This is a genomic window from Streptomyces sp. NPDC054961 (assembly GCF_053609145.1).
This window is the reverse complement of sequence record NZ_JBSGWY010000006.1, coordinates 134,485-156,665: the sequence shown is the minus strand read 5'-3', so window position 1 is coordinate 156,665 and position 22,181 is coordinate 134,485. Positions and strand designations below refer to the sequence as shown.

Annotated in this window: 18 protein-coding genes; 10 read left to right on the top strand and 8 right to left on the bottom strand. The window is 72.5% G+C overall.

Annotated elements, in window-relative coordinates; translation table 11 throughout:
* Positions 1 to 203: 203 nt before the first annotated feature.
* A complete protein-coding gene (gene pspAA, locus ACWF9Z_RS08975; protein WP_453599142.1) occupies positions 204 to 482 on the bottom strand; it encodes a PspA-associated protein PspAA in 279 nt (92 codons plus the stop codon).
* 13 nt (positions 483 to 495) lie between these two features.
* Positions 496 to 1,290: a PspA/IM30 family protein gene (locus ACWF9Z_RS08970; protein WP_453599140.1), complete on the bottom strand. Its 795-nt coding sequence runs from the start codon at positions 1,288 to 1,290 to the stop codon at positions 496 to 498.
* A 232-nt stretch (positions 1,291 to 1,522) separates the two neighbouring features.
* On the opposite strand from ACWF9Z_RS08970, the gene ACWF9Z_RS08965 reads away from it, so the two are divergent.
* Together ACWF9Z_RS08965 and ACWF9Z_RS08960 are read left to right on the top strand one after the other, a co-directional pair.
* Complete coding sequence (locus ACWF9Z_RS08965) at positions 1,523 to 2,131, top strand: DUF3043 domain-containing protein (protein ID WP_453599137.1); 609 nt, start codon at positions 1,523 to 1,525, stop codon at positions 2,129 to 2,131.
* Positions 2,128 to 2,913, top strand: a complete 786-nt coding sequence (locus tag ACWF9Z_RS08960) for a class I SAM-dependent methyltransferase (RefSeq protein ID WP_453599328.1) — start codon at positions 2,128 to 2,130, stop codon at positions 2,911 to 2,913. The genes ACWF9Z_RS08965 and ACWF9Z_RS08960 overlap by 4 nt, the downstream gene beginning before the upstream one ends.
* A gap of 78 nt (positions 2,914 to 2,991) precedes the next feature.
* Here the strand turns inward: ACWF9Z_RS08960 and ACWF9Z_RS08955 are convergent, their stop codons facing one another.
* Complete coding sequence (locus tag ACWF9Z_RS08955; protein ID WP_356654056.1) at positions 2,992 to 3,204, bottom strand: hypothetical protein; 213 nt, start codon at positions 3,202 to 3,204, stop codon at positions 2,992 to 2,994.
* Positions 3,205 to 3,308: 104 nt separating this feature from the next.
* Between ACWF9Z_RS08955 and ACWF9Z_RS08950 the strand changes: the two genes are divergently transcribed.
* The 5 genes from ACWF9Z_RS08950 to ACWF9Z_RS08930 all read left to right on the top strand — a co-directional run bounded on the left by ACWF9Z_RS08950 (position 3,309) and on the right by ACWF9Z_RS08930 (position 9,711).
* Positions 3,309 to 4,511, top strand: a complete 1,203-nt coding sequence (locus ACWF9Z_RS08950) for a bifunctional adenosylcobinamide kinase/adenosylcobinamide-phosphate guanylyltransferase (protein ID WP_453599135.1) — start codon at positions 3,309 to 3,311, stop codon at positions 4,509 to 4,511.
* Between the two features lie 119 nt (positions 4,512 to 4,630).
* Positions 4,631 to 5,692 (top strand): nicotinate-nucleotide--dimethylbenzimidazole phosphoribosyltransferase, encoded by a 1,062-nt coding sequence (gene cobT / locus ACWF9Z_RS08945; RefSeq protein ID WP_453599132.1) that lies wholly within the window; start codon positions 4,631 to 4,633, stop codon positions 5,690 to 5,692.
* A gap of 85 nt (positions 5,693 to 5,777) precedes the next feature.
* Positions 5,778 to 7,694: a phosphatidylglycerol lysyltransferase domain-containing protein gene (locus tag ACWF9Z_RS08940; protein ID WP_453599130.1), complete on the top strand. Its 1,917-nt coding sequence runs from the start codon at positions 5,778 to 5,780 to the stop codon at positions 7,692 to 7,694.
* Positions 7,691 to 8,470 (top strand): hypothetical protein, encoded by a 780-nt coding sequence (locus ACWF9Z_RS08935; protein ID WP_453599127.1) that lies wholly within the window; start codon positions 7,691 to 7,693, stop codon positions 8,468 to 8,470. Before ACWF9Z_RS08940 ends, ACWF9Z_RS08935 begins: the two co-directional genes overlap by 4 nt.
* 29 nt (positions 8,471 to 8,499) lie before the next feature.
* The gene (locus ACWF9Z_RS08930) at positions 8,500 to 9,711 is read left to right on the top strand and encodes a sensor histidine kinase (RefSeq protein WP_453599125.1); all 1,212 of its coding nucleotides are present in this window, start codon (positions 8,500 to 8,502) and stop codon (positions 9,709 to 9,711) included.
* Between the two features lie 35 nt (positions 9,712 to 9,746).
* On the opposite strand, the gene ACWF9Z_RS08925 is transcribed toward ACWF9Z_RS08930, so the two are convergent.
* From ACWF9Z_RS08925 to ACWF9Z_RS08905, 5 genes are all read right to left on the bottom strand, one after another.
* On the bottom strand, positions 9,747 to 10,580 hold the full coding sequence (locus tag ACWF9Z_RS08925; RefSeq protein WP_453599122.1) for an endo alpha-1,4 polygalactosaminidase: 834 nt from the start codon (positions 10,578 to 10,580) through the stop codon (positions 9,747 to 9,749).
* Positions 10,577 to 11,239, bottom strand: coding sequence for a spherulation-specific family 4 protein (locus ACWF9Z_RS08920; RefSeq protein ID WP_453599120.1), 663 nt, complete (start codon positions 11,237 to 11,239; stop codon positions 10,577 to 10,579). The genes ACWF9Z_RS08925 and ACWF9Z_RS08920 overlap by 4 nt, the downstream gene beginning before the upstream one ends.
* A 39-nt stretch (positions 11,240 to 11,278) precedes the next feature.
* Positions 11,279 to 12,808 (bottom strand): hypothetical protein, encoded by a 1,530-nt coding sequence (locus ACWF9Z_RS08915; RefSeq protein WP_453599117.1) that lies wholly within the window; start codon positions 12,806 to 12,808, stop codon positions 11,279 to 11,281.
* Positions 12,805 to 14,331 (bottom strand): GT4 family glycosyltransferase PelF, encoded by a 1,527-nt coding sequence (gene pelF / locus ACWF9Z_RS08910; protein ID WP_453599114.1) that lies wholly within the window; start codon positions 14,329 to 14,331, stop codon positions 12,805 to 12,807. The genes ACWF9Z_RS08915 and pelF overlap by 4 nt, the downstream gene beginning before the upstream one ends.
* 213 nt (positions 14,332 to 14,544) lie before the next feature.
* Entirely contained in the window at positions 14,545 to 16,551 is a 2,007-nt protein-coding gene (locus ACWF9Z_RS08905; protein ID WP_453599111.1) for a hypothetical protein, read from the bottom strand.
* A gap of 364 nt (positions 16,552 to 16,915) precedes the next feature.
* On the opposite strand from ACWF9Z_RS08905, the gene ACWF9Z_RS08900 reads away from it, so the two are divergent.
* From ACWF9Z_RS08900 to sucB, 3 genes are all read left to right on the top strand, one after another.
* Positions 16,916 to 18,454 (top strand): leucyl aminopeptidase, encoded by a 1,539-nt coding sequence (locus ACWF9Z_RS08900; protein ID WP_453599109.1) that lies wholly within the window; start codon positions 16,916 to 16,918, stop codon positions 18,452 to 18,454.
* A gap of 356 nt (positions 18,455 to 18,810) precedes the next feature.
* The gene (gene lpdA, locus ACWF9Z_RS08895; RefSeq protein WP_453599106.1) at positions 18,811 to 20,199 is read left to right on the top strand and encodes a dihydrolipoyl dehydrogenase; all 1,389 of its coding nucleotides are present in this window, start codon (positions 18,811 to 18,813) and stop codon (positions 20,197 to 20,199) included.
* Between the two features lie 53 nt (positions 20,200 to 20,252).
* Positions 20,253 to 22,037, top strand: coding sequence for a 2-oxoglutarate dehydrogenase, E2 component, dihydrolipoamide succinyltransferase (gene sucB, locus ACWF9Z_RS08890; protein WP_453599104.1), 1,785 nt, complete (start codon positions 20,253 to 20,255; stop codon positions 22,035 to 22,037).
* Positions 22,038 to 22,181 lie beyond the last annotated feature (144 nt).

The window sequence follows — 22,181 nt, the reverse complement described above, 5'->3', positions numbered from 1 at the left end:
GGGGGCGCCCCCGCCCGCGCGCCCGCGCCCCATCTGGGTCCCACAACCCCCCACCCGCCCCCCCCCCCCCCCCCCCCCCCCCCGCCCCCCCCCGGGGGGGGGCGGGCCCTTCGTGTCGTCCTCGGTGGCCCGGGATCCGCAGCCGGAGTCCGGAGGCCGGGGTCCCGGAGTCCGGGGTCCCGGAGTCCCGCCGTCCCCGCGCGTCAGCCCGGGATCAGGCCGCCGTCGCCGAGCAGCTCCTTGACCTCGTCCAGGGTCGCGTCCGGCCCGGGCAGGATCAGCTCCGACGGTTCCAGTGCCTCGTCCGGCAGCGGATCGCCGAGCCGGCGCACCGTGTCGAGCAGCGCCACCAGCGTGCGCCGGAAGGCCGCCTCGTCGCCGGACTCCATCTCCGCGAGCAGTTCGTCGTCCATCGTGTTGAGCTCGGTGAAGTGGCTGTCCGCCAGCCTCACCTGGCCTTCCCCCATGATGCGGACAATCATGACGGGACCCGCCCTACTGCTTGTCGAACCGGTGCTGGGTCTGCGACGGCTGACCGGTGCCCGGGGCGCCGCCCTCGATGGCCTGCTGCTGCGCGGACGGTCCGCCCGCCAGCTCGGCCTTCATCCGCTGGAGTTCCAGCTCCACGTCCGTCCCGCCGGAGAGGCGGTCCAGCTCGGCCTGGATGTCGTCCTTGGAGCCGAGACCGCTCTGGTCGTCGAGCGCGCCGGAGGCGAGCAGTTCGTCGATCGCCCCGGCACGGGCCTGCAGCTGCGCCGTCTTGTCCTCGGCCCGCTGGATGGCGAGGCCGACGTCGCTCATCTCCTCGGAGATGCCCGAGAAGGACTCGGCGATGCGCGTCTGCGCCTGGGCCGCCGTGTACGTGGCCTTGATGGTCTCCTTCTTCGTGCGGAAGGCGTCCACCTTGGCCTGCAGCCGCTGCGCGGCGAGGGTCAGCTTCTCCTCCTCGCCCTGCAGCGTCTGGTGCTGCACCTCCAGGTCGCTGACCTGCTGCTGCAGCGAGGCGCGACGGGACAGCGCCTCGCGGGCCAGGTCCTCGCGGCCGAGGGCCAGCGCCTTGCGGCCCTGGTCCTCCAGCTTGCTGGACTGGCCCTGGAGCTGGTTCAGCTGCAGTTCCAGGCGCTTGCGGGAGGTCGCCACGTCGGCGACGCCGCGGCGCACCTTCTGCAGCAGCTCGAGCTGCTTCTGGTACGAGTAGTCGAGGGTCTCGCGCGGGTCCTCGGCCCGGTCAAGGGCCTTGTTCGCCTTCGCGCGGAAGATCATCCCCATACGCTTCATGACACCGCTCATGGGCTTCGCGCGCCCCCTTCTAGACGGACTGTGCTCCAGGTCACCAACAGAACCCACAGTACGGGCCCTGCATCCATTACCGCACTGTTCGAGTGCGGATGCGCTCCTCCTCCAGGACGACTACCGCGCCGCCGTATCAGGCGTGAGGAGTAGGTGCTTCCCTCAGGGAGACGCCTGCCGTTGCCGGATCGTTCCCGGCCGGGGTGGGGCCCGTGCCGACAACCACGTACCCTTGGGTTTTGTGTTTGGTAGCCGCTCCTCCAAGGAAGAGAAGGCCGCCGCCACCGACAAGGTGAGCGCCGACCTCTCGCAGCCCCGTAACCCGCAGGCCCCGAAGGGCCGCCCTACGCCGAAGCGTGCTGTGGCCCAGTCGCAGCGCAAGGCCGTGGTGGCCTCGACCGGCAACCGCAAGGAGGATGCCAAGCGAGCCCGTGAGCGCCGCCGGGTCGAGATGACCAAGCAGCGCGAGGCCCTCGCCAGTGGTGACGAGCGTTACCTGCCCACCCGCGACAAGGGCCCCGTCCGCCGCTTCGTGCGCGACTTCGTGGACTCCCGCTTCTCCGTCGCCGAGATGTTCCTGCCGCTGGCCGTGATCATCCTGGTGCTGAGCATGGTCCGGGTGCCGTCGATCCAGAACATCGCGCTGCTGCTGTGGCTCGGTGTGATCGCGCTGATCATCGTCGACTCCATCGGCATGTTCTTCCGCCTGCGCAAGGCCCTGAACCTGCGCTTCCCCGACGAGCCCAAGCGCGGCGCCGTCGCGTACGGCCTCATGCGCACGCTCCAGATGCGCCGGCTGCGCCTGCCCAAGCCGCAGGTCAAGCGCGGGGAACGGCCCTGAGCGGATTCGCGGACGGAGCCCGGCTCTGGCTCGAGGGCCTCGGCGGGCTCCGTAACGCCGTCCGCCAGGAGCTCGTCGGCCGGCAGGTCGACGAGCAGATAGCGCACCGCTTCCCCGTGGGGCAGCGGCTGCGCGTCCTCGACGTCGGCATGGGCCAGGGCACCCAGGCGCTGCGTCTGGCCCGCGCCGGGCACGTCGTGACCGGGCTGGAGCAGGACCCCGCCATGCTGGCCGTGGCCCGCGAGGCGCTGGCGGCCGAGCCCCCCGGCATCCGCGACCGCGTCCGCCTCATGGAGGGCGACGGCCGGGAGACCGGGGCGCACTTCCTGCCGGGCGGCTTCGACGTCGTGCTCTGCCACGGCGTGCTCATGTACGTGCCCGAGCCGGACGCCATGCTCGCCGGGCTCGCCCGCATGCTGGCCCCGGGCGGACTGCTGTCCCTGCTGGTGCGCAACGGGGACGCGCTCGCCATGCGGCCCGGTCTGGGCGGCGACTGGACGGCCGCGCTGAGCGCCTTCGACACCACCGACTACACGAACCGGCTGGGCCTGGACGTGCGCGCGGACCGGATGTCCGCGCTGACCGCCACCCTGTCCGGGATCGGTGCCCCCCTGCAGACCTGGTACGGCGTACGCGTCTTCACCGACGGCACCGAGGCCGGGGAGGAGCTCCCCGCCGACGAGGAACTGGAGCGGCTGCTCGCCGCCGAGGACCGGGCCGGCCGGACCGACCCCTACCGCGGGGTCGCCGCGCTGCTGCACCTGTGCGGCGTGCGGGGCTGAGCCCCCGCCCGAACACACCGGAGCCCGGGTCCGCGCGGCGGACCCGGGCTCCGTCGTACCCCGCGGGCGCAGGGCCCGTCAGAGCTCGGCGGCCTCGCGCAGGCTCATCGTGTACAGCTCGGTGCCGCTGTCGTCCGACAGCTTCACGCGCTCGGTGCCGCCCTCCAGCAGGTCCTTCCAGTACTCACCGACCCAGGACTCGGCGTCCCCCTGCGTGGTGAACTCCTCCGGAACCACCGACGGGCTCGCCTCACTGCCGTCCGCCGCCTCGAACCGCCACGTCCACGCCATGTCCGCCTCCGTTGCTCGTCCGCTGATCGCACGCTTCTCGCCTTGAGTGTGCCCAGAGAGTAACCGGGCGCGCACCACTCTCGCCGACGCGGGAGGATCATCCTGTGGAACTCACTCTGCTCGGCACCGGCACACCCGAAGGACTGCCCCGCCCCGGCTGTCCCTGCGCCGCCTGCGCCGTCTCCGTCGGGCCCCGGGCGCGGGCCGCCACGTCCGTGCTCGTGGACGGGGCGCTGCTGCTCGACCTCACGCCCGGAGCCGTGCTCGCGGGGGCCCGCGCGGGACATTCGCTGGCCGGCGTACGGCAGGTCCTGCTGACCCACCCGCACGACGGTCCGGCCGTGGAGCTGCCGCCGGGACTGCCGGCCGCGGGGCGGGTGCCGGACGGCCGGGAGCTCGCGGTGATCTCCGGGCACCGGGTGCGGGCGGCGGCGATCGACGGCCCGGGCACCGGGTACGAGGTGACGGGCCCCGACGGCACCCGGCTGCTGTACCTGCCACCCGGCGGGGCGCCGGGCGGGATCAACGGAACGACCGCGCGCCCGTACGACGTGGTCCTCGCCGACGTGCTCGGCCGGCCGGAGGCGGTCGCGCGGCTGCGGGCGGCCGGCGCCGTGGGCCCGGCGACGGACGTGATCGCCGTCCACCTGGACCACGACACCCCGCCCGGCGCGGAACTGGAGCGCCGCTGCGCGGCCGCGGGCGCACGGGTGGTGCCGGACGGGACGACGGTGGTGGCGGGCGAGTACCGCGCGCTGCCGCGGGTGCCGCGCCGCACGCTGGTCCTGGGCGGGGCCCGGTCGGGGAAGTCCCACGAGGCGGAGCGCAGGCTGGCGGCCTCCCCGGAGATCGTCTACGTCGCGACGGGCGGTACGCGGGAGGGTGACGCGGAGTGGGCGGCGCGGGTCGGGCTGCACCGGGAGCGGCGGCCGTCGTCCTGGCGGACGCTGGAGACCTGCGAGCTCGCTCCGCTGCTGGCGCAGGAGGGCCCGCCGCTGCTGATCGACTGTCTGGCGCTGTGGCTGACGGACGCGATGGACCGGGCGGGCGCCTGGGACGACGCCCGCTGGGCGGGCGGCGGGCGCGAGGAACTGGCCGAGCGGGTCGCCGCACTGGTGGCGGCGGTCCGCGCGACCCGACGCCCGGTGGTGCTGGTCAGCAACGAGGTCGGCTCCGGGGTGGTCCCGGCGACGGCTTCGGGACGGCGGTTCCGCGACGAACTGGGGCGGCTGAACGCGGGGATCGCGGGCGAGTGCGAGCAGGTGCTCCTGGTGGTGGCGGGCCAGGTCGCCGTCCTCAAGCAGTAGCGCCCGGGGACCGTCGTACGGCCCGCGCCGCGGACCGGCGCCGGGGGCTCCCCCGGCCACCGCCGGGAGTGCACCCTGCGGGGCCTGGCGTGCAAGGTCTCCGCTGTACGCTCTGGCAGATGACCACGCTGAATCTCGACGACTTCTCCGATCTGATCGAGCGCCCCGACGGGGGCGTGCGGCGTGATGCCGAGGAACGCCGTGAACGGCTGGCCGTGCCGGTCGGCGCGCTGGGCCGGCTCGACGAGCTCGCCGAATGGCTCGCCGCCGCCCAGGGGCAGGTCCCGGTCAAGCCGATCGGGCGGCCGCGCGTCGTCCTGTTCGCCGCCGACCACGGGATCGCCGCCGAGGGCGTGTCCGTACGGGCCGCCGGCACCGCCCACGAGCTGGTGCGGGCCGTACTCGACGGGGCGAGCCCGGTGTCCGTCCTCGCCGGGCGGCTCGGCGCCTCCGTACGCGTCGTCGACGCGGGCCTGGACTGCGCTCCCGACCTGCTGCCGCAGGAGATCACCCAGCACCGCGTCCGGCGTGGCAGCGGGCGGATCGACGTGGAGGACGCGCTCACGGCCGAGGAGGCCGAGGCCGCGCTGCGGCTCGGCATCCGGATCGCCGACGAGGAGGCCGACTCCGGCACCGACCTGATCGTGCTCGGGGACCTGAGCGTGGGCGGGACCACCGTCGCCGCGACGCTCGTGGCCGCCCTGTGCGGCACCGACGCCTCCGTGGTGACCGGCCGCGGCGGCGTCCCCATCGACGACCTGACCTGGATGCGCAAGTGCGCGGCGATCCGCGACGCGCTGCGACGCGCCCGGCCCGTCCTCGGGGATCAGGTCGCGCTGCTGGCGGCCGTCGGCGGCGCCGACGTCGCCGCGATGACCGGTTTCCTGCTCCAGTGCGCGGTACGCCGGACCCCGGTCATCCTCGACGGGGTCGTCTCGGCGGCCTGCGGTCTGGTGGCCCAGCGGGCCGCCTTCCGCGCCCCGGACTGGTGGCTGGCCGGACAGACCAGCGGCGAACCGGGCCAGGCCAAGGCACTGGACCGGATGGCACTCAACCCGGTGCTCGACCACGGCGTCACTGTGGGAGAAGGAACCGGGGCATTGCTGGCCCTTCCCCTCGTCCAGGCGGCCGCCGCACTCGCGGCGGAGCTCCCGGAGCGGGCGGTCGGGCCGAAGGAGTGAGCACCGGGGCCCGCGGTCCTGACCAGGCTGCCGCGGTCCCAGGACCGCTGAGCACGGACCGCAGCGCCCCATATCATCGCTTTTTATGGGAGAGGTCCGTTTGACCAGCGCATCGACCGAGCGGAAGACCGACCGAGGTACCGGTGGGGATCCGAACGGCAACGGCAAACCGGGGGGCGGCCGGGAGACCGGCCAGGACGGCGGCAAGGGGAACGGCGCGGAGGGCGGCAGGGGAAGCGCCCGTTCGCGGCGCAGCGCCGCGTTCGTGGTGTGGTACCTGCGCGTCGTCACCTTCGTCAATTTCCTCAGCGCGGTGTCGTTCTCGCTCGGGCAGGACCTGCGCCGGCACAGCACCGCCGATTTCTACACCCCGTACCTGCTCACGGCGGGCTTCGCCTCCGCGGCCTTCTCGCTGCTGCTCACCGCGACCATGGGCCGCCGCAAACGGGCCGCGTGGATCCTCAACCTGGTGCTGAGCGGGCTGCTGTTGCTGGCGTTCCTCATGGCCGCCGTCGCGTCCTTCACCCCGTGCTCGGGCAGCGGGTACGAGTTCTGCTACCCGGAGTTCCGCGGCCACGCCCAGAACTGGGTGGCGTTCTCGCTCACCGCGCTCTTCGTCGGCGCGCTGCTGCTGGGGCGCCGGGAGTTCTACGCCAAGGGCGACCGCTCCAACCCGCTGCTGGCCAGCCTCGTCGCCTCCGTCGGCCTGCTGGTGACCTCGCTCGTCGCCGCCCTGCTGGTCGGCGCGACCAACACCGACACGGACGCCGCCGACGCCACGTTCCTCTCCCGCTGGCGCTACGGCGTCATGCGGCTGGTCACCCTGGCCCCGGACGACCGGACCTACAACTCGATCAGCACCCCCGGCTGGGTCGACGTGGCCATCAACGTCATGTCGACGCTGCTGCTGCTCGCCGTCCTGTTCGCGGCCTTCCGCTCGCGCCGCGCCGTCGACCCGATCGGCGAGGACGACGAGGAGAAGCTGCGCGTCCTGCTCGCCAAGCACGGCGACCGCGACTCCCTCGGCTACTTCGCGCTGCGCCGCGAGAAGTCCGTGATCTGGTCCCCCACCGGCAAGGCCGCCGTCACCTACCGCGTCGTCGGCGGGGTCTCGCTGGCCTCCGGCGATCCCATCGGCGACCCCGAGGCCTGGCCGGGGGCCATCGACCCGTGGCTGGCCGAGGCCCGCGAGCACGGCTGGGTGCCGGCGGTGATGGGCGCGAGCGAGGAAGCCGGGCAGATCTACGCCCGCCACGGGCTGGACGCGCTGGAACTCGGCGACGAGGCCATCGTCGAAACCGACGAGTTCACCCTGGACGGCCGCGCCATGCGGACCGTCCGGCAGGCGTACAACCGCGTCAAGCGGGCCGGGTACACGGTCCGCATCCGCCGGCACGCCGACATCCCCTCCGACGAGATGGACGTGCTCCTGCTGCGCGCCGACGACTGGCGCGACGGCGCGACCGAGCGCGGCTTCTCCATGGCACTGGGCCGGCTGGGCGATCCCGCCGACGGCCAGTGCGTGATGCTGGAGTGCTTCGACGGCGACGGCGCGCTGCGGGCCGTCCTGTCCTTCGTGCCGTGGGGGCCCAAGGGCCTGTCGCTGGACCTGATGCGCCGTGACCGCGATTCCGAGAACGGTCTGATGGAGTTCATGGTCATCGAACTCCTGGAGCGCTCAAAGGAGATCGGGGTCACACAGGTCTCGCTGAACTTCGCGATGTTCAGGTCCGTCTTCGAGCGTGGGTCGAAGCTCGGCGCCGGTCCGGTGCTGCGGATGTGGCGCTCGCTGCTGAGCTTCTTCTCGCGCTGGTGGCAGATCGAGTCCCTCTACCGGGCCAACGCCAAATACCGGCCGATCTGGGAACCGCGGTTCATGCTCTTCGAGAAGAGCTCGGACCTGCTGCGGATCGGTATCGCGGCGGGCCGGGCCGAGGGCTTCCTGGAAGCACCCGGGCTGCCGAAGTGGATGCACCGCAGACATCTGGAGAGCAAGCGTTGACGACTGCCTCACTGCGGCGGTTCGCCCGCCGCGAGTGGGGGCCCCTGTACCGGACGATCCGGGACGCGCTCGTCCGCGACGGCTGGCGGGCGATCCCGATGACCATCGGCGCGGTCTGCCTGACCGCGGCCTTCCAGATCGTGCAGAACACCTCATGGGGCTTCCAGCCGGTCCAGAACCTCGGGTCGGTGAAGGCCGTCGACCCGCTCTGGCTGGCGCTGCTGCGCACCCCGCTGTCCTTGTTCGTGCCCGCGCTGGACCTGCCGGTGTGGGGGGCCCTGGCGCAGATCCTGCTCGTCTTCGGGATCTCGGAGATCTGCATCGGCTGGTGGCGCACGCTGGCCATCGGCTACGTCGCCACCCTGGCCGGGACCACGTACGCGCGGATCGGGCTCTCGCTCGGCGGGGAGCACCCCTTCGGCCTGCCGGTGTCGGACCGGATCGTCAACGACACCGGGCCCTCGGCGGCGGTGGTGGGGCTCGCCGTGTACGTCTGCTGGCGCTACCGCGCGTACCTGACCGGCTCCGTGGTCATCGTGGTGATGATCGGCGAGCTCCTGTTCAAGGACAACCTGGCGGGCAAGGAGCACCTGGCGGCCATCGCCTCGGTGATGGCGATCTGCCTCGTCCGCGCGAAGTGGGGGCCGGAGCGCTCCCGCACCCCCCTGGGCGTGCCGCCGCCGCCCCCGCCGCCGGCCTCACCACCCCCGCCACCGGCGTCGCCGTCCTCCCCACCACCCCCTGCGCCACCGGTGACGGGGCCACCCCGGGGCTGAGAGTCCGCGCGGGGTCGTACGGTATCGGGGTGACGACACACCTCGGGCCGTTCGCCCCGACCCGGCAGTGGATGCGGGACCATCCGCTGGCCACCGACGCCGTAGTGGCGTTCGGGGCACTCGTCGCCATGGTCGTAGGGTCCTTCGCCAACCCGCACGGGGTGCACGGTCCGACCTTCGGGACCCGCACCCCCGAGACGTTCTCGCTCGTCCTGATGGTGTTCGGCGCGGCCGCCCTGGTGCAGCGGCGCCGGCGGCCGCGCGTCGTGCTGGCCGTGACCATCGGGCTCTCGCTGCTGGAGCTGACCACCGGCGAGCCCCGGGCGCCCGTCGCCATGTGCACGGTGATCGCCCTGTACACGGTGGCCTCCCGCACCGACCGGCCCACCACCTGGCGGCTCGGCCTCCTCACCATGGCCGGGCTGACGGGCGTGGCCATGCTGGCCGGTCCGCTGCCCTGGTACGCGCAGGAGAACATCGGGATCTTCGCCTGGACCGGGATGGCCGCGGCCGCCGGGGACGCGGTGCGCAGCCGGCGGGCCTTCATCGACGCCATCCAGGAGCGGGCCGAGCGCGCGGAGCGGACCCGGGAGGAGGAGGCGCGGCGGCGGGTGGCCGAGGAGCGGCTGCGGATCGCCCGGGACCTGCACGACGTGGTGGCCCATCACATCGCCCTGGTCAACGTGCAGGCGGGGGTGGCCGCGCACGTCATGGACAAGCGCCCGGACCAGGCGAAGGAGGCCCTGGCCCACGTCCGTGACGCGAGCCGTTCCGCGCTGAACGAGCTGCGGGCGACGGTGGGCCTGCTGCGCCAGTCCGGCGATCCCGAGGCGCCGACCGAACCGGCGCCGGGTCTGGCGGTCCTGGACGACCTCGTGGGCACCTTCCGCAACGCCGGGCTCCCGGTGAAGGTCATGCTGGAGCTGGGCCGGGACCGCGACCCGCTGCCCGCGGCCGTGGACCTGGCCGCGTACCGGGTGATCCAGGAGGCGCTGACCAACGTGCGCAAGCACGCGGGCTCGGGGGCCAACGCCGAGGTCAGCGTGGTCCGGGTGGGCGGCTCCGTCGAGGTGACCGTGCTGGACGACGGCGGGGCCGTGGCGGGCGGCGCGCCGGATCCGGGCGGCGGCCACGGCCTGCTCGGCATGCGCGAACGCGCCGTCGCCCTGAACGGCTCCTGCTTCGCCGGGCCCCGCTTCGGGGGCGGCTACCGGGTCCACGCGATCCTCCCGGTGAGCTGACGGCCGGGCCGGCGACGGCCGGCCGTCGCCCCCCGCTAGCGGCACACCTGGCGCCAGACGCCGAGCTCGTACTTCTTCTGCAGCGAGCTGAGCTTCGCCTCCCGCGCCCGCGGGCACCACTTCCCGATCGGGGTCTCGTACTCCACGTGGAAGACGGCCTTGCCCGCTTTCACGAAGGGGGCGACCCGCTCGCATTCGTCGTACTGCATGCACTGCTCGTTGACCGCGAAGTCGAACTCCCCCACCAGTTCCGGGACCTGGTCCAGGTCGTTCTTCAGCCCCACCGACAGGCCCCGGTCGTGCGCCAGCTTCGCGATCAGCCGGTTGTACTTCAGCTGGTCGCCGGCGGTGAGCGGGAAGCCGGACTCGTTCTGGTAGCCGTCCATGTTGTCGGGCTCCACCGCGTCGAAGCCCTTGTCCCGGCACATGTCGAACCGCTTGGCGATCAGCGGCTCCAGCTCCGCGAGCCGACGGATGTCCAGCCAGCGCTCGCCCTCCCAGCCGTTGCCCTTCCCCCGCAGCTCCGGCGGGAAGGCGTTGGCGTCCGGCCGGAAGTCCTCCCAGGCTCCGGTGGAGAGGTAGCAGATGGTCCGCCGGCCGGCCCGCTTCAGCTCGGCGACCTGCTCCTTGGTGGTGGTGAAACCGTCGACGTCGAAGACGGCCGCCTTCACCGAGGTGTCGAGCTTCCCGGTCAGCTGCCACTGCCAGCCGACCCCGGGAGCGGGCCGCCACAGCTCTCCCGGCGCGGGGGCCGGCGAGAGGGCCTCCGGCTGCCCGTCGTCGTCCTCGCCCGGGACGGAGGTGCAGGCCGCGAGCAGCAGGAGCGGTACGAGGAGCAGCAGGCGGCGCCTCGGGGTACGGCTCTTCATCCGGCGGCCTCCAGGGCGTACGGCAGGGTCCCCCACGGGTGCGCGCCGGTCCCGGGGACCGCGCAGTGCACCCCGGCTCCGCGCTGGGTGGCCAGCTGCTCGGCGAGTTCGGCGGCCTGGGGGCCCGGCGGGACGGCGTACACGAGGTGGCAGAACAGCCGGGCGGGGTGGTCGGCGGTCCACGGCGGTACGGCGGCCGCGTCCCGGTACACGTCCCACGGCCCCTCGAAGGTGACGAGCAGGTCGGCGAGTTCGGCATAGCCGGGGTGCGGGTGCACTCCGTGGTTGAGGACGACGGTGCGGGCCCCGGCGGCCCGGGAGGCGACGGCGAGCCGGCGGTAGTGCGGCAGGAACTCCGGATCGGCGGCCGCCTGGTCGAGGAAGACCCCGTCGGTGGCGTACCAGTCGCGGTGGCGCAGCAGGTCCTGGACGACGGCGGAGTGCGGGCGGCGCCCGTAGTCGGTGTCGGCGTACCCCAGGACGGGCACCCCGGCCTCGCGCAGTCGGTCGGCGACGAGGGCGAACCGTTCGTCGGGGGCCTGGCCCGGCCCGCTGTCGGGGTTGAGCACCACCGAGTGCAGCCGGCCCGCGGAGCGGATGAGCAGCTCCCAGTCGTCGGGCCGGTCGGCGGGGTGCTCGTAGAGGGGCACCAGCAGCATGGGGTCCTTCTTCTCGTACGGACGCGCGTGCACGCGTGGTCAGCGGTGGGCCGTCGCGCGGCCGAGGAACAGGCAGACGAGCACGGCCAGCACGAGGGCCGCGGCCCCCGCGACGGCCAGTTGCACGGTGCGCGGCTGCCCCACCCCCAGGAGCAGCGCCAGGCTCTGCGCGACGGCGGCCGAGGCGCAGACCACCGCGGCGGGCCGCACCGCCCCGAAGGACTGCATGAGCAGCCCGGTCCACATCACGGTGCCGAGCAGGAGCAGGGTGGCGACACGGAGGGCGGTGAGGCCGGGGGCGCCGGGCCAGAGCAGGGTTCCGGTGAGGCCGAGGGACAGCAGCACCGCGAGGTAGGCGGCCAGGCAGCGGGCCAGGGTGGTGCACATCCGGAGCCAGAACTGCCGTGGTGAGCGGGCCGCGCGCAGTCCGGCGAGGCTGCCGCTGCGGAACCGGTGGAGCAGCCATTCGGCGGGGCCCATGCTGAGGGTGAGGGCCACCGCGGAGGGGGCCGCGACCGCTTCGGCGGGACCTCCGGCGAGGACCTCGCCCAGGGCCGCGTAGAGCACGAGGAGGCCGGTGCCCAGGCCGAAGACCCCGTAGGGGACGGAGTCCCCGAGCCGGGGGCCGCGCGTCGCGTACTCCTCCTCGGCGCCGCGCAGCATCTGCCAGCGGACCGGGCCCCGTTCGCCCGGCCGGTGCTCGCGCCAGCCCCTGATCCGGAGCACGAGGGCGCGTACCCCGTCGGCCACGGGCAGTTCCCGGACGGCCAGTGCGCAGGCGGCCAGGAGGGAGAGCGCCAGCAGGAGGACCCGTACCGGGACGGGCGGTTCCACCCAGAAGGTGAGCACCGCCCCGGCGGTCATCGGTGCGAGCGCGGCGAGCAGGACCCGCTCGCGCCCGAGGACGAGCAGGACGGTGGCGGCCCCGACGTACAGGGCCTGACCGGCGGCGAAGGCGTACGAGAACGGCGGCCCGCCGGGGACCGACAGCGCGGCGGCGGTCCCCAGCAGGGCCCCGGCGGGGGCTCCGAGCAGCAGGGTCCGCCCGGCGGCGGCCCGGTCGCCGAGGCCGAGCCAGGAGTAGGCGCGGTGGGACAGGGTCTGGTCCCAGACCCAGCCGATGAGCGCCCCGGCGAGCAGGGTCAGCGTCCCCGCGGGCAGTCCCAGCCGGTCCTTGGGGCCCTCCAGGAGGGGGGCGCCGAGCAGATAGGCGAGGCCGGGCAGGGCGAAGATCAGCCCGCGCAGGAGGCAGGCGCTGAGGGAGACCTTCCACGGGTCGGGGACGCGGTCGGGTTCCGGGAAGGCACGCGGGACACGGGCGTAGAGCTCCTCGGCGAGGCCGAAGGAGTCGTCGCGGCCGTAGGTGAGCCGGATGTGCTCGTCGGTCATCCCGTCGGATTCGAGGATGGCGGCGATCTCGTCGGGGTGGACGGCCGCGGCGATGAACGCGTCCAGGCGCCGGGCGAGTTCGTCCATCGGGTCGGCGGCCGGGGCGCCGTCCCGGCGGGGCCGCGGGAGGGCGGGCAGGGTGTCCCCGCCGGGGGCCTTCAGCCAGAGGGATCCGCTCACCACAGGCTCCCGTCGGCGGCCAGTTCCTTGTACCAGGGGTCGGCGAGGCGCTGGGTCCACTCGTCGCCCACGTGGACGGGCAGGACGGGCTGGCCCGCGAGTTCGCGGTAGATGTGCCGGAAGCCGTCCACGGACTGGTGGAGGGTGAACTTCTCCACCACCCGCTTGCGGGACATCCGGCCCAGCTCGGCGCGGCGTTCGTCGTCGCGGAGCAGGGCGAGGGTGGCGCGGGCCATGGTCTCGGGTTCGCGCGGCGGGACGACGAGGCCGGTGTCGCCGACGGCCTCGCGGACCCCGCCGACATCGGTGGAGACGGTGGTGCGGCCGCAGGACATGGCTTCGATGATGGAGAAGGGGAAGCCCTCGCTGATGGAGGAGAGCATGACGACGGAGCCGGCCGCGTAGGCCCGGGCGACGTCGTCGATGCGGCCCTCGTAGGTGATCCCGTCGCCGACCCCCAGTTCGGCGGCGAGCTTCTCGAGCGTGAGCTGGTAGTCCTCGCAGCCCTGCGGGACCGGGCCGAAGAGGCGCAGCCGCAGGGCGGGCAGTTCCTCGCGCATGAACGCGTAGGCCCGGATGAGGGTTTCCAGGTCCTTGATCGGGTCGATGCGGCCGCACCAGCTGAGGGTGGGCACGTCCGGTTCGGGGCCGGCCTCGGGGAAGGCGTGGGTGTCGACGCCGTTGTAGACGGTGCGGATCCGTTCGGATGCGGCGCCGCCGCGCTCCTCCCAGCGGCGGTTGTACTGGTTGCACGGGGTGATCAGGTCGGCCTGCCGGTAGCCCTCGGTGTTGAGCTCGCGGTAGAAGCCGAGCATGAGGGCCTTGACGGGCCAGCGCTGTTCGGCGCCGCTGCGGTAGCCGAGGTAGCGCTCGCGCAGGTAGATGCCGTGCTCGGTGAGGAGGAACGGCACCTCGTCGAGGTATTTCGCGGCGAGGGCCGGGAGGGTCGCGAGACCGCTGCTGACGGAGTGCGCGACGCTGTCGGGCGGGATCCGCACGGACAGCGGGCGCAGCGCGTGTTCCAGCAGTTCGGTGGCGGTGAGCGCGTCGTGGATGGTGGGCCCGGCTTCGGCGGTCGGCAGGCCGGGGCGGGTCCAGACGGTCATCAGCAGGCGCAGGACCGACTCGGAGCGCAGGGCCGGGGCGAGCTTCCCGGCGCGGGCCAGCAGGGCCAGTTCGCGCAGGGCCTCGGAGAACCCGCTCGCCGGGTCGGGGGACGGGTCGAGCAGGGAGAGCAGGAAGGTCTCGTAGGTCTCGGCGAAGCGGCGCTGTGCCTTGCCCCGCAGGCCGGAACGCAGGGTGCGGGCCGGTGCGGGCCCCCAGAGCGGTACGGAGGTGTGGCGGTAGACGTTGCGCGGAAGTTCCCAGGTGACCGGCTCGCGTCCCGAGCCGGTCAGGGCTATGACGTTGAAGTCGACCTCCGGCATGCCGCGTACCAGTTGGTCGCACCAGGTGCTGACGCCCCCGTGGACGTGCGGGTAGGTGCCTTCGGTGAGCATGGTGACATGGCGCCCATGGCTCATGCGGTGTGTCCCCCCAAGGACGTGAAAGGGGCCGGCGCCCGTGGTTCGCGGAGCGCCGGCGCTAGGTGGTACGTGTGGCTGGCTTGGCCGCCCCGGGCGGACGGGGAAGGAGACGGGGACGGTGGAGCGTCGATGCGTGTCCACCGTCCTGCGTGTCCGCCGTCAGCGCGCGTACGCCGTCAGGACAGGTGCGCCGTCGGGGCGTGTACGACGTCAGGGCATGTGCAGCGTGACGGCGCTCTGGAGCAGCTCGGGGGCCGTCCAGGTGGAGCGGGAGCCGGCGTAGGCGGTGCCGAAGTCGGCGGTGCCGAGCAGCAGCTGCTTCTTGGTGCCGGTGGGCGCGGTGAGCGGGGCCACCACTCCGGAGGGCGTCTTGACGGTGACGTCCTTCCCGATGCGGTAGGCGGTGACCTGGTTCGCGGCGATCGCGGCGTTCCAGGCCGTGCGGCGCTGGAGCTCGACGCCGGTGTCCTTCATGCTCTGGTTCACGATCGGCGCGCTGGGCGCGTAGAGCGTGCGGTAGGAGTCGAGGACCGAGTTGAGCACCGGGTAGAGGGTGCGGTCCTCGGCGAGGTTGCTCTGGTGGACGTAGTGCGGGCGCGGGTCGTTGTTCAGGACGTGCCGCATGGCGGTCCTGGCCTCGGCCGGGACGATGTAGTTCAGGAAGCCGGTGCCGGCGTCCAGCGGGGCGGGCAGGCAGGTGGAGGTCCCGGGGTTGTCCTCGCAGACGCCGCTGCCGCCGGCGGCACGGCTGGTGTAGATCCAGTTGTACTCGTCGGCCATCTCGGAGTTGGTGCCCGTGTTGTAGTACACGTTCATCGGGTACCGGGGGACGGTCAGCGCGGCGCCGACCGAGCGCTGCGCGGGCTCGCGGGAGTTGTCGCTGCCCGCCCACTTCACGCCGTTGTCGGCGAGCGCGCCGGCCAGGTTGGGGTTGTCCTGGCCCTGCTGCGGAAGGGTCTTGAGGCCGGAGTGCTCACCGGTGACCAGCTCGGAGCGGTCGGTGGTGATGCCCTTGGAGGCGGCCCAGTTGTTGTTGTCCCGGATCTGCGCCGAGATCTCGGCGCGGCTCATCCAGTTGACGGCGCCCTGGGCGTTCTTCGTGCAGGTCCAGGGGCTGGTGGTGGTGTCCTGGAGGCAGCCGAGGAAGGGGTGGGTGTAGGTGTGGTTCATCCACCGGTACTTCGCCCTGTCGGCGATCAGCTGGGCCGTGAGGGCGTCGGTGTTGCCGTGCTCCGCCTTCCACTCCTCCCCCGCGCCCGCGTTGAAGAGCAGGTCGAGCTTGAAGTTCTTCGACGTCTGCCACTGCGCCAGGTACTGGGCGTCCGCGGCCGTCATGCGGATGGTGGACTCCTGGCCCTCCCCGCCCGCGCAGGCGTAGTCGCCCGGTGTGCAGTTGAGCTCCTTGCTCCAGCGGGCGTCCGGGGCGAAGACGTCGTCCACGTGGACCGCGAAGTAGTTGCGTTCCTGACCGAGGTGGACGCCCTGGGTGACCCATTCGACGATGCCGCGCGCCAGCAGCCGGAACTGCTGCTGGTACTGGTTGTAGCCGAAGGTGACGACCAGTTCGCTGCGCCCGTCGTGCGTGTACTCGCCGACGAGCGAGGCCCGTCCGGAGCCGACCGGGGCGTCGAGGTAGCTGGTGTAGCCGGTCCTCGGCTTGGCCATGAACCCGTAGCTCTCGGGGATCAGCGGCGAATTGTCCTCGAACGCGACCTGCCCCCCGAGGTAACCGAAGGGGCCCGTCCGGCCCGCGGCGGTGACGGCGGCCTGGGTGCCGTCGAGGGTGCCGCTGTAGCCGCCGTTGTCGGTGTACTCCAGGCCGACCCCCGGGTGCGCCCAGGTGTAGGCGTCTACCTGCCGGATCCCGTACGTCGTCTCGTACGCGGTGAGCGCGGCCATCTCGGCCGAGCCCGCGCCGAACGGGTTCTCGTTGGGCAGCACCACGCCCTGGAACTTGGCGCGCGGCCGCCCGTCGACCGTGTCGGCGAGGAAGGCCGCGTTGACCACCGGGCGGCTTCCGCTGCCCAGGTCCACGCGGGTGTACGGGACTCCGGTGTCGCGGAGTTCCGCCGTGATCGCCTCGACCGAGCTGCCGCCGTCGTCGACGACGAGCACCCTGAGGTCGATGCGCGGAGTCACTGCCGCCTGGGCGGCCGCTCCGGGTACCGCGACGGATGCTATGGCAGCCGCGAAGCATACGGCGGCGAGCCTGTTCATCCGATTCTTCTTGACCATTTCGGCCTTTCCCCCCGCAGGCGTCCTCGACTTCGGCCCGTGGCGTGAGGCCGGGCCGGGGAGGCTCTGTGGAAATCATGCAAAGGAACCCCGCGTCCCCTTGCGAGAGTGGATCGAGTCTCTCGGACCTCGTCAGGTCTAAGGGGCAAACCTGGAACAGAGGCCACAGATGGGTGAACCTGATGACCGCTTGATCGAACAACTTGCCAAACCTTCGAGTGACGTACGGACGAGTGCGTACGCGTAGGCTCATTTCCGGCGGACTTCGAGCCCTCATACGATCGCCACGGATGGCCGTCCACCCACTCGGCCCACACCTCCAAAACGGAAGCGAGACTTCACCACCGTGACTGCTCTGACTCTCAGCACTGCCGGACCGGCGACGCTGCGCGCCGACGTCCTCGTCGTCGGCGTTGCCAAGGGCCCCAAGGGTCCCGTCGTGGCCCCGGGCGCCGAGGCCGTGGACAAGGCGTACGACGGTAAGCTCGCCGCCGTGCTCGAAGCCCTCGGTGCCTCGGGCGCCGAAGGCGAGATCACCAAGCTGCCGGCCCCGGACGGCCTCAAGGCCCCGGTCGTGCTGGCCGTCGGACTGGGCTCCGTACCGGAGACGGACGAGTCGTACGACGAAGAGGTGCTGCGCCGCTCCGCCGGTGCGGCCGCCCGCGCGCTGCACGGCAGCAAGAAGGCCGGCTTCGCCCTTCCCCTTGACGACGCCTCCGCCGTCACGGCCGTGGCCGAGGGCGCGCTGCTGGGCGCGTACGCCTTCACCGCCTACCAGGGCGGCGAGAAGAAGGCCGGCAACGGCGACAAGAACAGCGGCCCGAAGCAGCCGCTGGCCGAGGTGACCCTGCTCGGCGCCAAGCCGCGCGACAAGGAGCACAAGGCCGCCGCCGAGCGCGCCACGGTCATCGCGACCGAGGTCAACATCGCCCGCGACCTGGTGAACACCCCGCCGAACGACCTGACCCCCGAGGCCTTCGCCGCGGTCGCCTCCGCGACCGCCAAGGAGAACGGCATCAAGGTCCAGGTCCTGGACGAGAAGGCTCTCGTCAAGGGCGGCTACGGCGGCATCATGGGCGTCGGCAAGGGCTCCGAGAACCCGCCGCGCCTGGTGAAGCTCTCCTACACCCACCCCAAGGCGGAGAAGACCCTCGCCTACGTCGGCAAGGGCATCACCTACGACTCCGGCGGCATCTCCCTGAAGCCGGCCGGCCACAACGAGACGATGAAGTGCGACATGGCCGGCGCCGCCGCCGTCTTCGCCTCCGTGGTCGCGGCCGCCAAGCTCGGCCTCCAGGTCAACGTCACCGGCTGGCTCGCGCTCGCCGAGAACATGCCGTCCGGTTCCGCCACCAAGCCCGGTGACGTGCTGCGCATGTACAGCGGCAAGACCGTCGAGGTCCTCAACACGGACGCCGAGGGCCGCCTGGTCCTCGGTGACGCGCTGACCAAGGCCTCCGAGGACAACCCGGACGCGATCGTCGACGTCGCGACCCTGACCGGCGCCATGGTGCTGGCCCTGGGCGACCGCACCTTCGGCGTCATGGCCAACGACGACGCCTTCCGCACCTCGATCCACGAGATCGCCGAGGAGGTCGGCGAGGCCTCCTGGCCGATGCCGCTCCCCGCGGACCTGCGCAAGTCCATGGACTCCCCGACCGCCGACATCGCCAACATGGGTGTCCGGATGGGCGGCGGCCTGGTGGCCGGCCTCTTCCTGCAGGAGTTCGTCGGCGAGGGCATCACCTGGGCCCACCTCGACATCGCGGGCCCCGCCTTCCACGAGGGCGCCCCGTACGGCTACACCCCCAAGGGCGGCACCGGCTCGGCCGTGCGCACCCTGGTGCGTCTCGCCGAGCGCACGGCCACGGGCGACCTGGGCTGACGCTCGCGTCCCGGACGACCCGGGCGGCTCGAGCCTGAGGCAGCTCAGACCCTAGGCAACCCGGGCAAACCTGGATGACGACGGGCCCCGGACCTGATCAGATTTTCCGATCGGGTCCGGGGCCTGTTCACTTTCGACGAAATCCGTACGTTTCTACGCCGCGGTAACCCCCGGTTCGGGCAGAACCACCTGTCCCAGGGCAGGCCCGGCGTCCCGCGTTCCGCCGACAAATGCGAAGATGGGTTCTCGGCAGGACAGGGCCCCCACCACAGGGCCGAAGAAACAAGCGGCCGTATACCAGCCGCCGCCCGGTCACAGAGGACCGGTGCTCGGCGCACATGCATGGAGGACGTGACGTGGCGAACGACGCCAGCACCGTTTTCGACCTAGTGATCCTCGGCGGCGGCAGTGGCGGTTACGCCGCGGCGCTGCGCGCATCCCAGCTGGGTCTGGACGTTGCCCTGATCGAGAAGAACAAGCTCGGCGGCACCTGCCTGCACAACGGCTGCATCCCCACGAAGGCTCTGCTGCACGCGGGCGAGGTCGCCGACTCGGCTCGTGAAGCCGCCCAATTCGGTGTCAAGACCTCTTTCGAGGGCATCGACATCGCGGGTGTCCACAAGTACAAGGACGAAGTCGTCGCGGGCCTGTACAAGGGTCTGCAGGGCCTGGTCGCCTCCCGCAAGGTGACCTACATCGAGGGTGAGGGCCGCCTCTCCTCGCCGACCTCCGTCGACGTGAACGGCGAGCGCGTCCAGGGCCGCCACGTCCTGCTGGCGACCGGCTCCGTGCCGAAGTCGCTGCCGGGCCTGCAGATCGACGGCAACCGCATCCTCTCCTCGGACCACGCTCTGGTCCTGGACCGCGTGCCCGCCTCCGCGATCATCCTGGGCGGCGGCGTCATCGGCGTCGAGTTCGCCTCGGCGTGGAAGTCGTTCGGCTCCGAGGTCACCGTCATCGAGGGCCTCAAGCACCTCGTGCCGGTCGAGGACGAGAACAGCTCGAAGCTGCTGGAGCGCGCGTTCCGCAAGCGCGGCATCAAGTTCAACCTCGGCACCTTCTTCGACAAGGCCGAGTACACGGAGAACGGCGTACGGGTCACCCTCGCCGACGGCAAGACCTTCGAAGCCGAGGTGCTGCTGGTCGCCATCGGCCGCGGCCCGGTCTCGCAGGGTCTGGGCTACGAGGAGCAGGGCGTCGCGATGGACCGCGGCTACGTCCTGGTCGACGAGTACATGCAGACCAACGTGCCGACCGTCTCGGCCGTCGGTGACCTCGTCCCGACCCTCCAGCTCGCGCACGTCGGCTTCGCCGAGGGCATCCTGGTCGCAGAGCGTCTGGCCGGTCTCAAGACCGTCCCGATCGACTACGACGGTGTCCCGCGCGTCACGTACTGCCACCCCGAAGTCGCTTCCGTAGGCATCACCGAGGCCAAGGCCAAGGAGATCTACGGTGCGGACAAGGTCATCGCCGCGAAGTTCAACCTCGCGGGCAACGGCAAGAGCAAGATCCTGAAGACCGCCGGCGAGATCAAGCTCGTCCAGGTCAAGGATGGCGCCGTGGTCGGTATCCACATGGTGGGCGACCGTATGGGCGAGCAGGTCGGCGAAGCCCAGCTGATCTACAACTGGGAAGCCCTGCCGGCCGAGGTCGCGCAGCTCATCCACGCGCACCCGACGCAGAACGAGGCCCTCGGTGAGGCGCACCTCGCGCTGGCCGGCAAGCCGCTGCACAACCACGACTAATCGTCACGGGCGCGACGACCACTTCCGCACATTCGTTAGGAGCAACTGAAACCATGTCGGTTTCCGTAACCCTTCCGGCGCTCGGAGAGAGCGTTACTGAGGGCACTGTCACCCGCTGGCTGAAGGCCGAGGGCGAGCGCGTCGAGGCCGACGAGCCGCTGCTCGAGGTCTCGACCGACAAGGTCGACACCGAGATCCCGTCCCCCGTGGCCGGCATCCTGGCGTCCATCAAGGTCGCCGAGGACGAGACCGTCGAGGTCGGCGCCGAGCTGGCCGTCATCGACGACGGTTCGGGCGCACCGGCCGAGGCTGCCGCTCCGGCCGCCGAGGCCCCCGCCGCCGCCGCTCCGGCTCCGGTCGCCGAGGCCCCCGCCGCCGCGGCTCCGGCCCCGGTCGCCGAACCGGCCTCCGCCGCTGCCGCCCCGGCCGCGTCCGGCACCGATGTCGTGCTCCCCGCCCTGGGCGAGTCCGTCACCGAGGGCACCGTCACCCGCTGGCTGAAGCAGGTCGGCGAGTCCGTCGAGGCCGACGAGCCGCTGCTCGAGGTCTCGACCGACAAGGTCGACACCGAGATCCCCGCCCCGGTCGCCGGCGTCCTGCTGGAGATCCTGGTCGCCGAGGACGAGAACGCCGAGGTCGGCGCCCGTCTGGCCGTCATCGGCGTGGCCGGCGCGACCCCCGCGGCCGCCCCGGCCGCCGCTGCCCCGGCTCCGGTCGCCGCTCCGGCTCCGGCCGCTCCGGTGACCGCTCCGGTGGCCGCTCCGGCCGCGGCTCCGGCTCCGGTGGCCGCTCCGGCTCCGGCCGCCCCGGTCGCCGCTCCGGCTCCGGTCGCCGCCGCCCCCGTGGCCGCTCCGGCTCCGGCCGCCCCCGTGGCCCCGGCCGCCCCCGCCGCACCGGTTTCCGCCGGTGACGAGGGCGCGTACGTGACCCCGCTGGTGCGCAAGCTCGCCTCGGAGTCCGGCGTCGACCTGTCCGCGGTCTCGGGCACCGGTGTCGGTGGCCGCATCCGCAAGCAGGACGTCCTGGCCGCCGCCGAGGCCGCCAAGGCCGCTGCCGCCGCCCCGGCGCCGGCTGCCGCCGCTCCGGCCGCCAAGGCTCCGGCCGCCGCGGTCTCCGAGCTGCGGGGCCAGACCGTCAAGATGACCCGCATGCGCAAGGTCATCGGCGACAACATGATGAAGGCCCTGCACTCGCAGGCTCAGCTCAGCTCCGTGGTCGAGGTGGACATCACCAAGATCATGAAGCTGCGCGAGAAGGCCAAGGCCTCCTTCCTGGCCCGCGAGGGCGTCAAGCTCTCGCCGATGCCGTTCTTCGTCAAGGCCGCGGCCCAGGCGCTGAAGGCCCACGCGGTCGTCAACGCCCGGATCAACGAGGACGAGGGCACCATCACCTACTTCGACTCGGAGAACATCGGCATCGCCGTGGACTCCGAGAAGGGCCTGATGACCCCGGTCATCAAGGGTGCCGGCGGCCTCAACCTGGCGGGCATCTCCAAGGCCACCGCCGACCTGGCCTCCAAGGTCCGCGGCAACAAGATCACGCCGGACGAGCTGTCGGGCGCGACCTTCACCATCAGCAACACCGGCTCGCGCGGTGCGCTGTTCGACACGGTCATCGTGCCCCCGAACCAGGTCGCCATCCTGGGCATCGGTGCCACGGTCAAGCGCCCGGTGGTCATCGAGACCCCCGAGGGCACGAACATCGGCATCCGCGACATGACGTACCTGACCCTGTCCTACGACCACCGCCTGGTGGACGGCGCGGACGCGGCCCGGTACCTCTCGGCCGTCAAGGCGATCCTCGAGGCCGGCGAGTTCGAGGTCGAGCTCGGCCTGTAAGGCTCTCCGCGACAGCGACTGCCGCAGTCGGGGGGGCCGCCCCCGCCCCGGCCCGGCGGGGGGGCCGGCGGGGGGGGCGCGGGGGGCCCGCGGGCCCCCGGAAACCCCCCCCCCCAGCCCCCCCCACCACCAACCCCCCCCCCC

Coding starts and splice junctions, on each gene's coding strand:
- pelF (WP_453599114.1), bottom strand. CDS start 14,331: ATGAGCCATGGGCGCCATGTCACCATGCTCACCGAAGGCACCTACCCG.
- ACWF9Z_RS08970 (WP_453599140.1), bottom strand. CDS start 1,290: ATGAGCGGTGTCATGAAGCGTATGGGGATGATCTTCCGCGCGAAGGCG.
- ACWF9Z_RS08905 (WP_453599111.1), bottom strand. CDS start 16,551: ATGAACAGGCTCGCCGCCGTATGCTTCGCGGCTGCCATAGCATCCGTC.
- ACWF9Z_RS08920 (WP_453599120.1), bottom strand. CDS start 11,239: ATGCTGCTGGTGCCCCTCTACGAGCACCCCGCCGACCGGCCCGACGAC.
- ACWF9Z_RS08925 (WP_453599122.1), bottom strand. CDS start 10,580: ATGAAGAGCCGTACCCCGAGGCGCCGCCTGCTGCTCCTCGTACCGCTC.
- sucB (WP_453599104.1), top strand. CDS start 20,253: ATGTCGGTTTCCGTAACCCTTCCGGCGCTCGGAGAGAGCGTTACTGAG.
- ACWF9Z_RS08940 (WP_453599130.1), top strand. CDS start 5,778: ATGGGAGAGGTCCGTTTGACCAGCGCATCGACCGAGCGGAAGACCGAC.
- cobT (WP_453599132.1), top strand. CDS start 4,631: ATGACCACGCTGAATCTCGACGACTTCTCCGATCTGATCGAGCGCCCC.
- ACWF9Z_RS08955 (WP_356654056.1), bottom strand. CDS start 3,204: ATGGCGTGGACGTGGCGGTTCGAGGCGGCGGACGGCAGTGAGGCGAGC.
- pspAA (WP_453599142.1), bottom strand. CDS start 482: ATGATTGTCCGCATCATGGGGGAAGGCCAGGTGAGGCTGGCGGACAGC.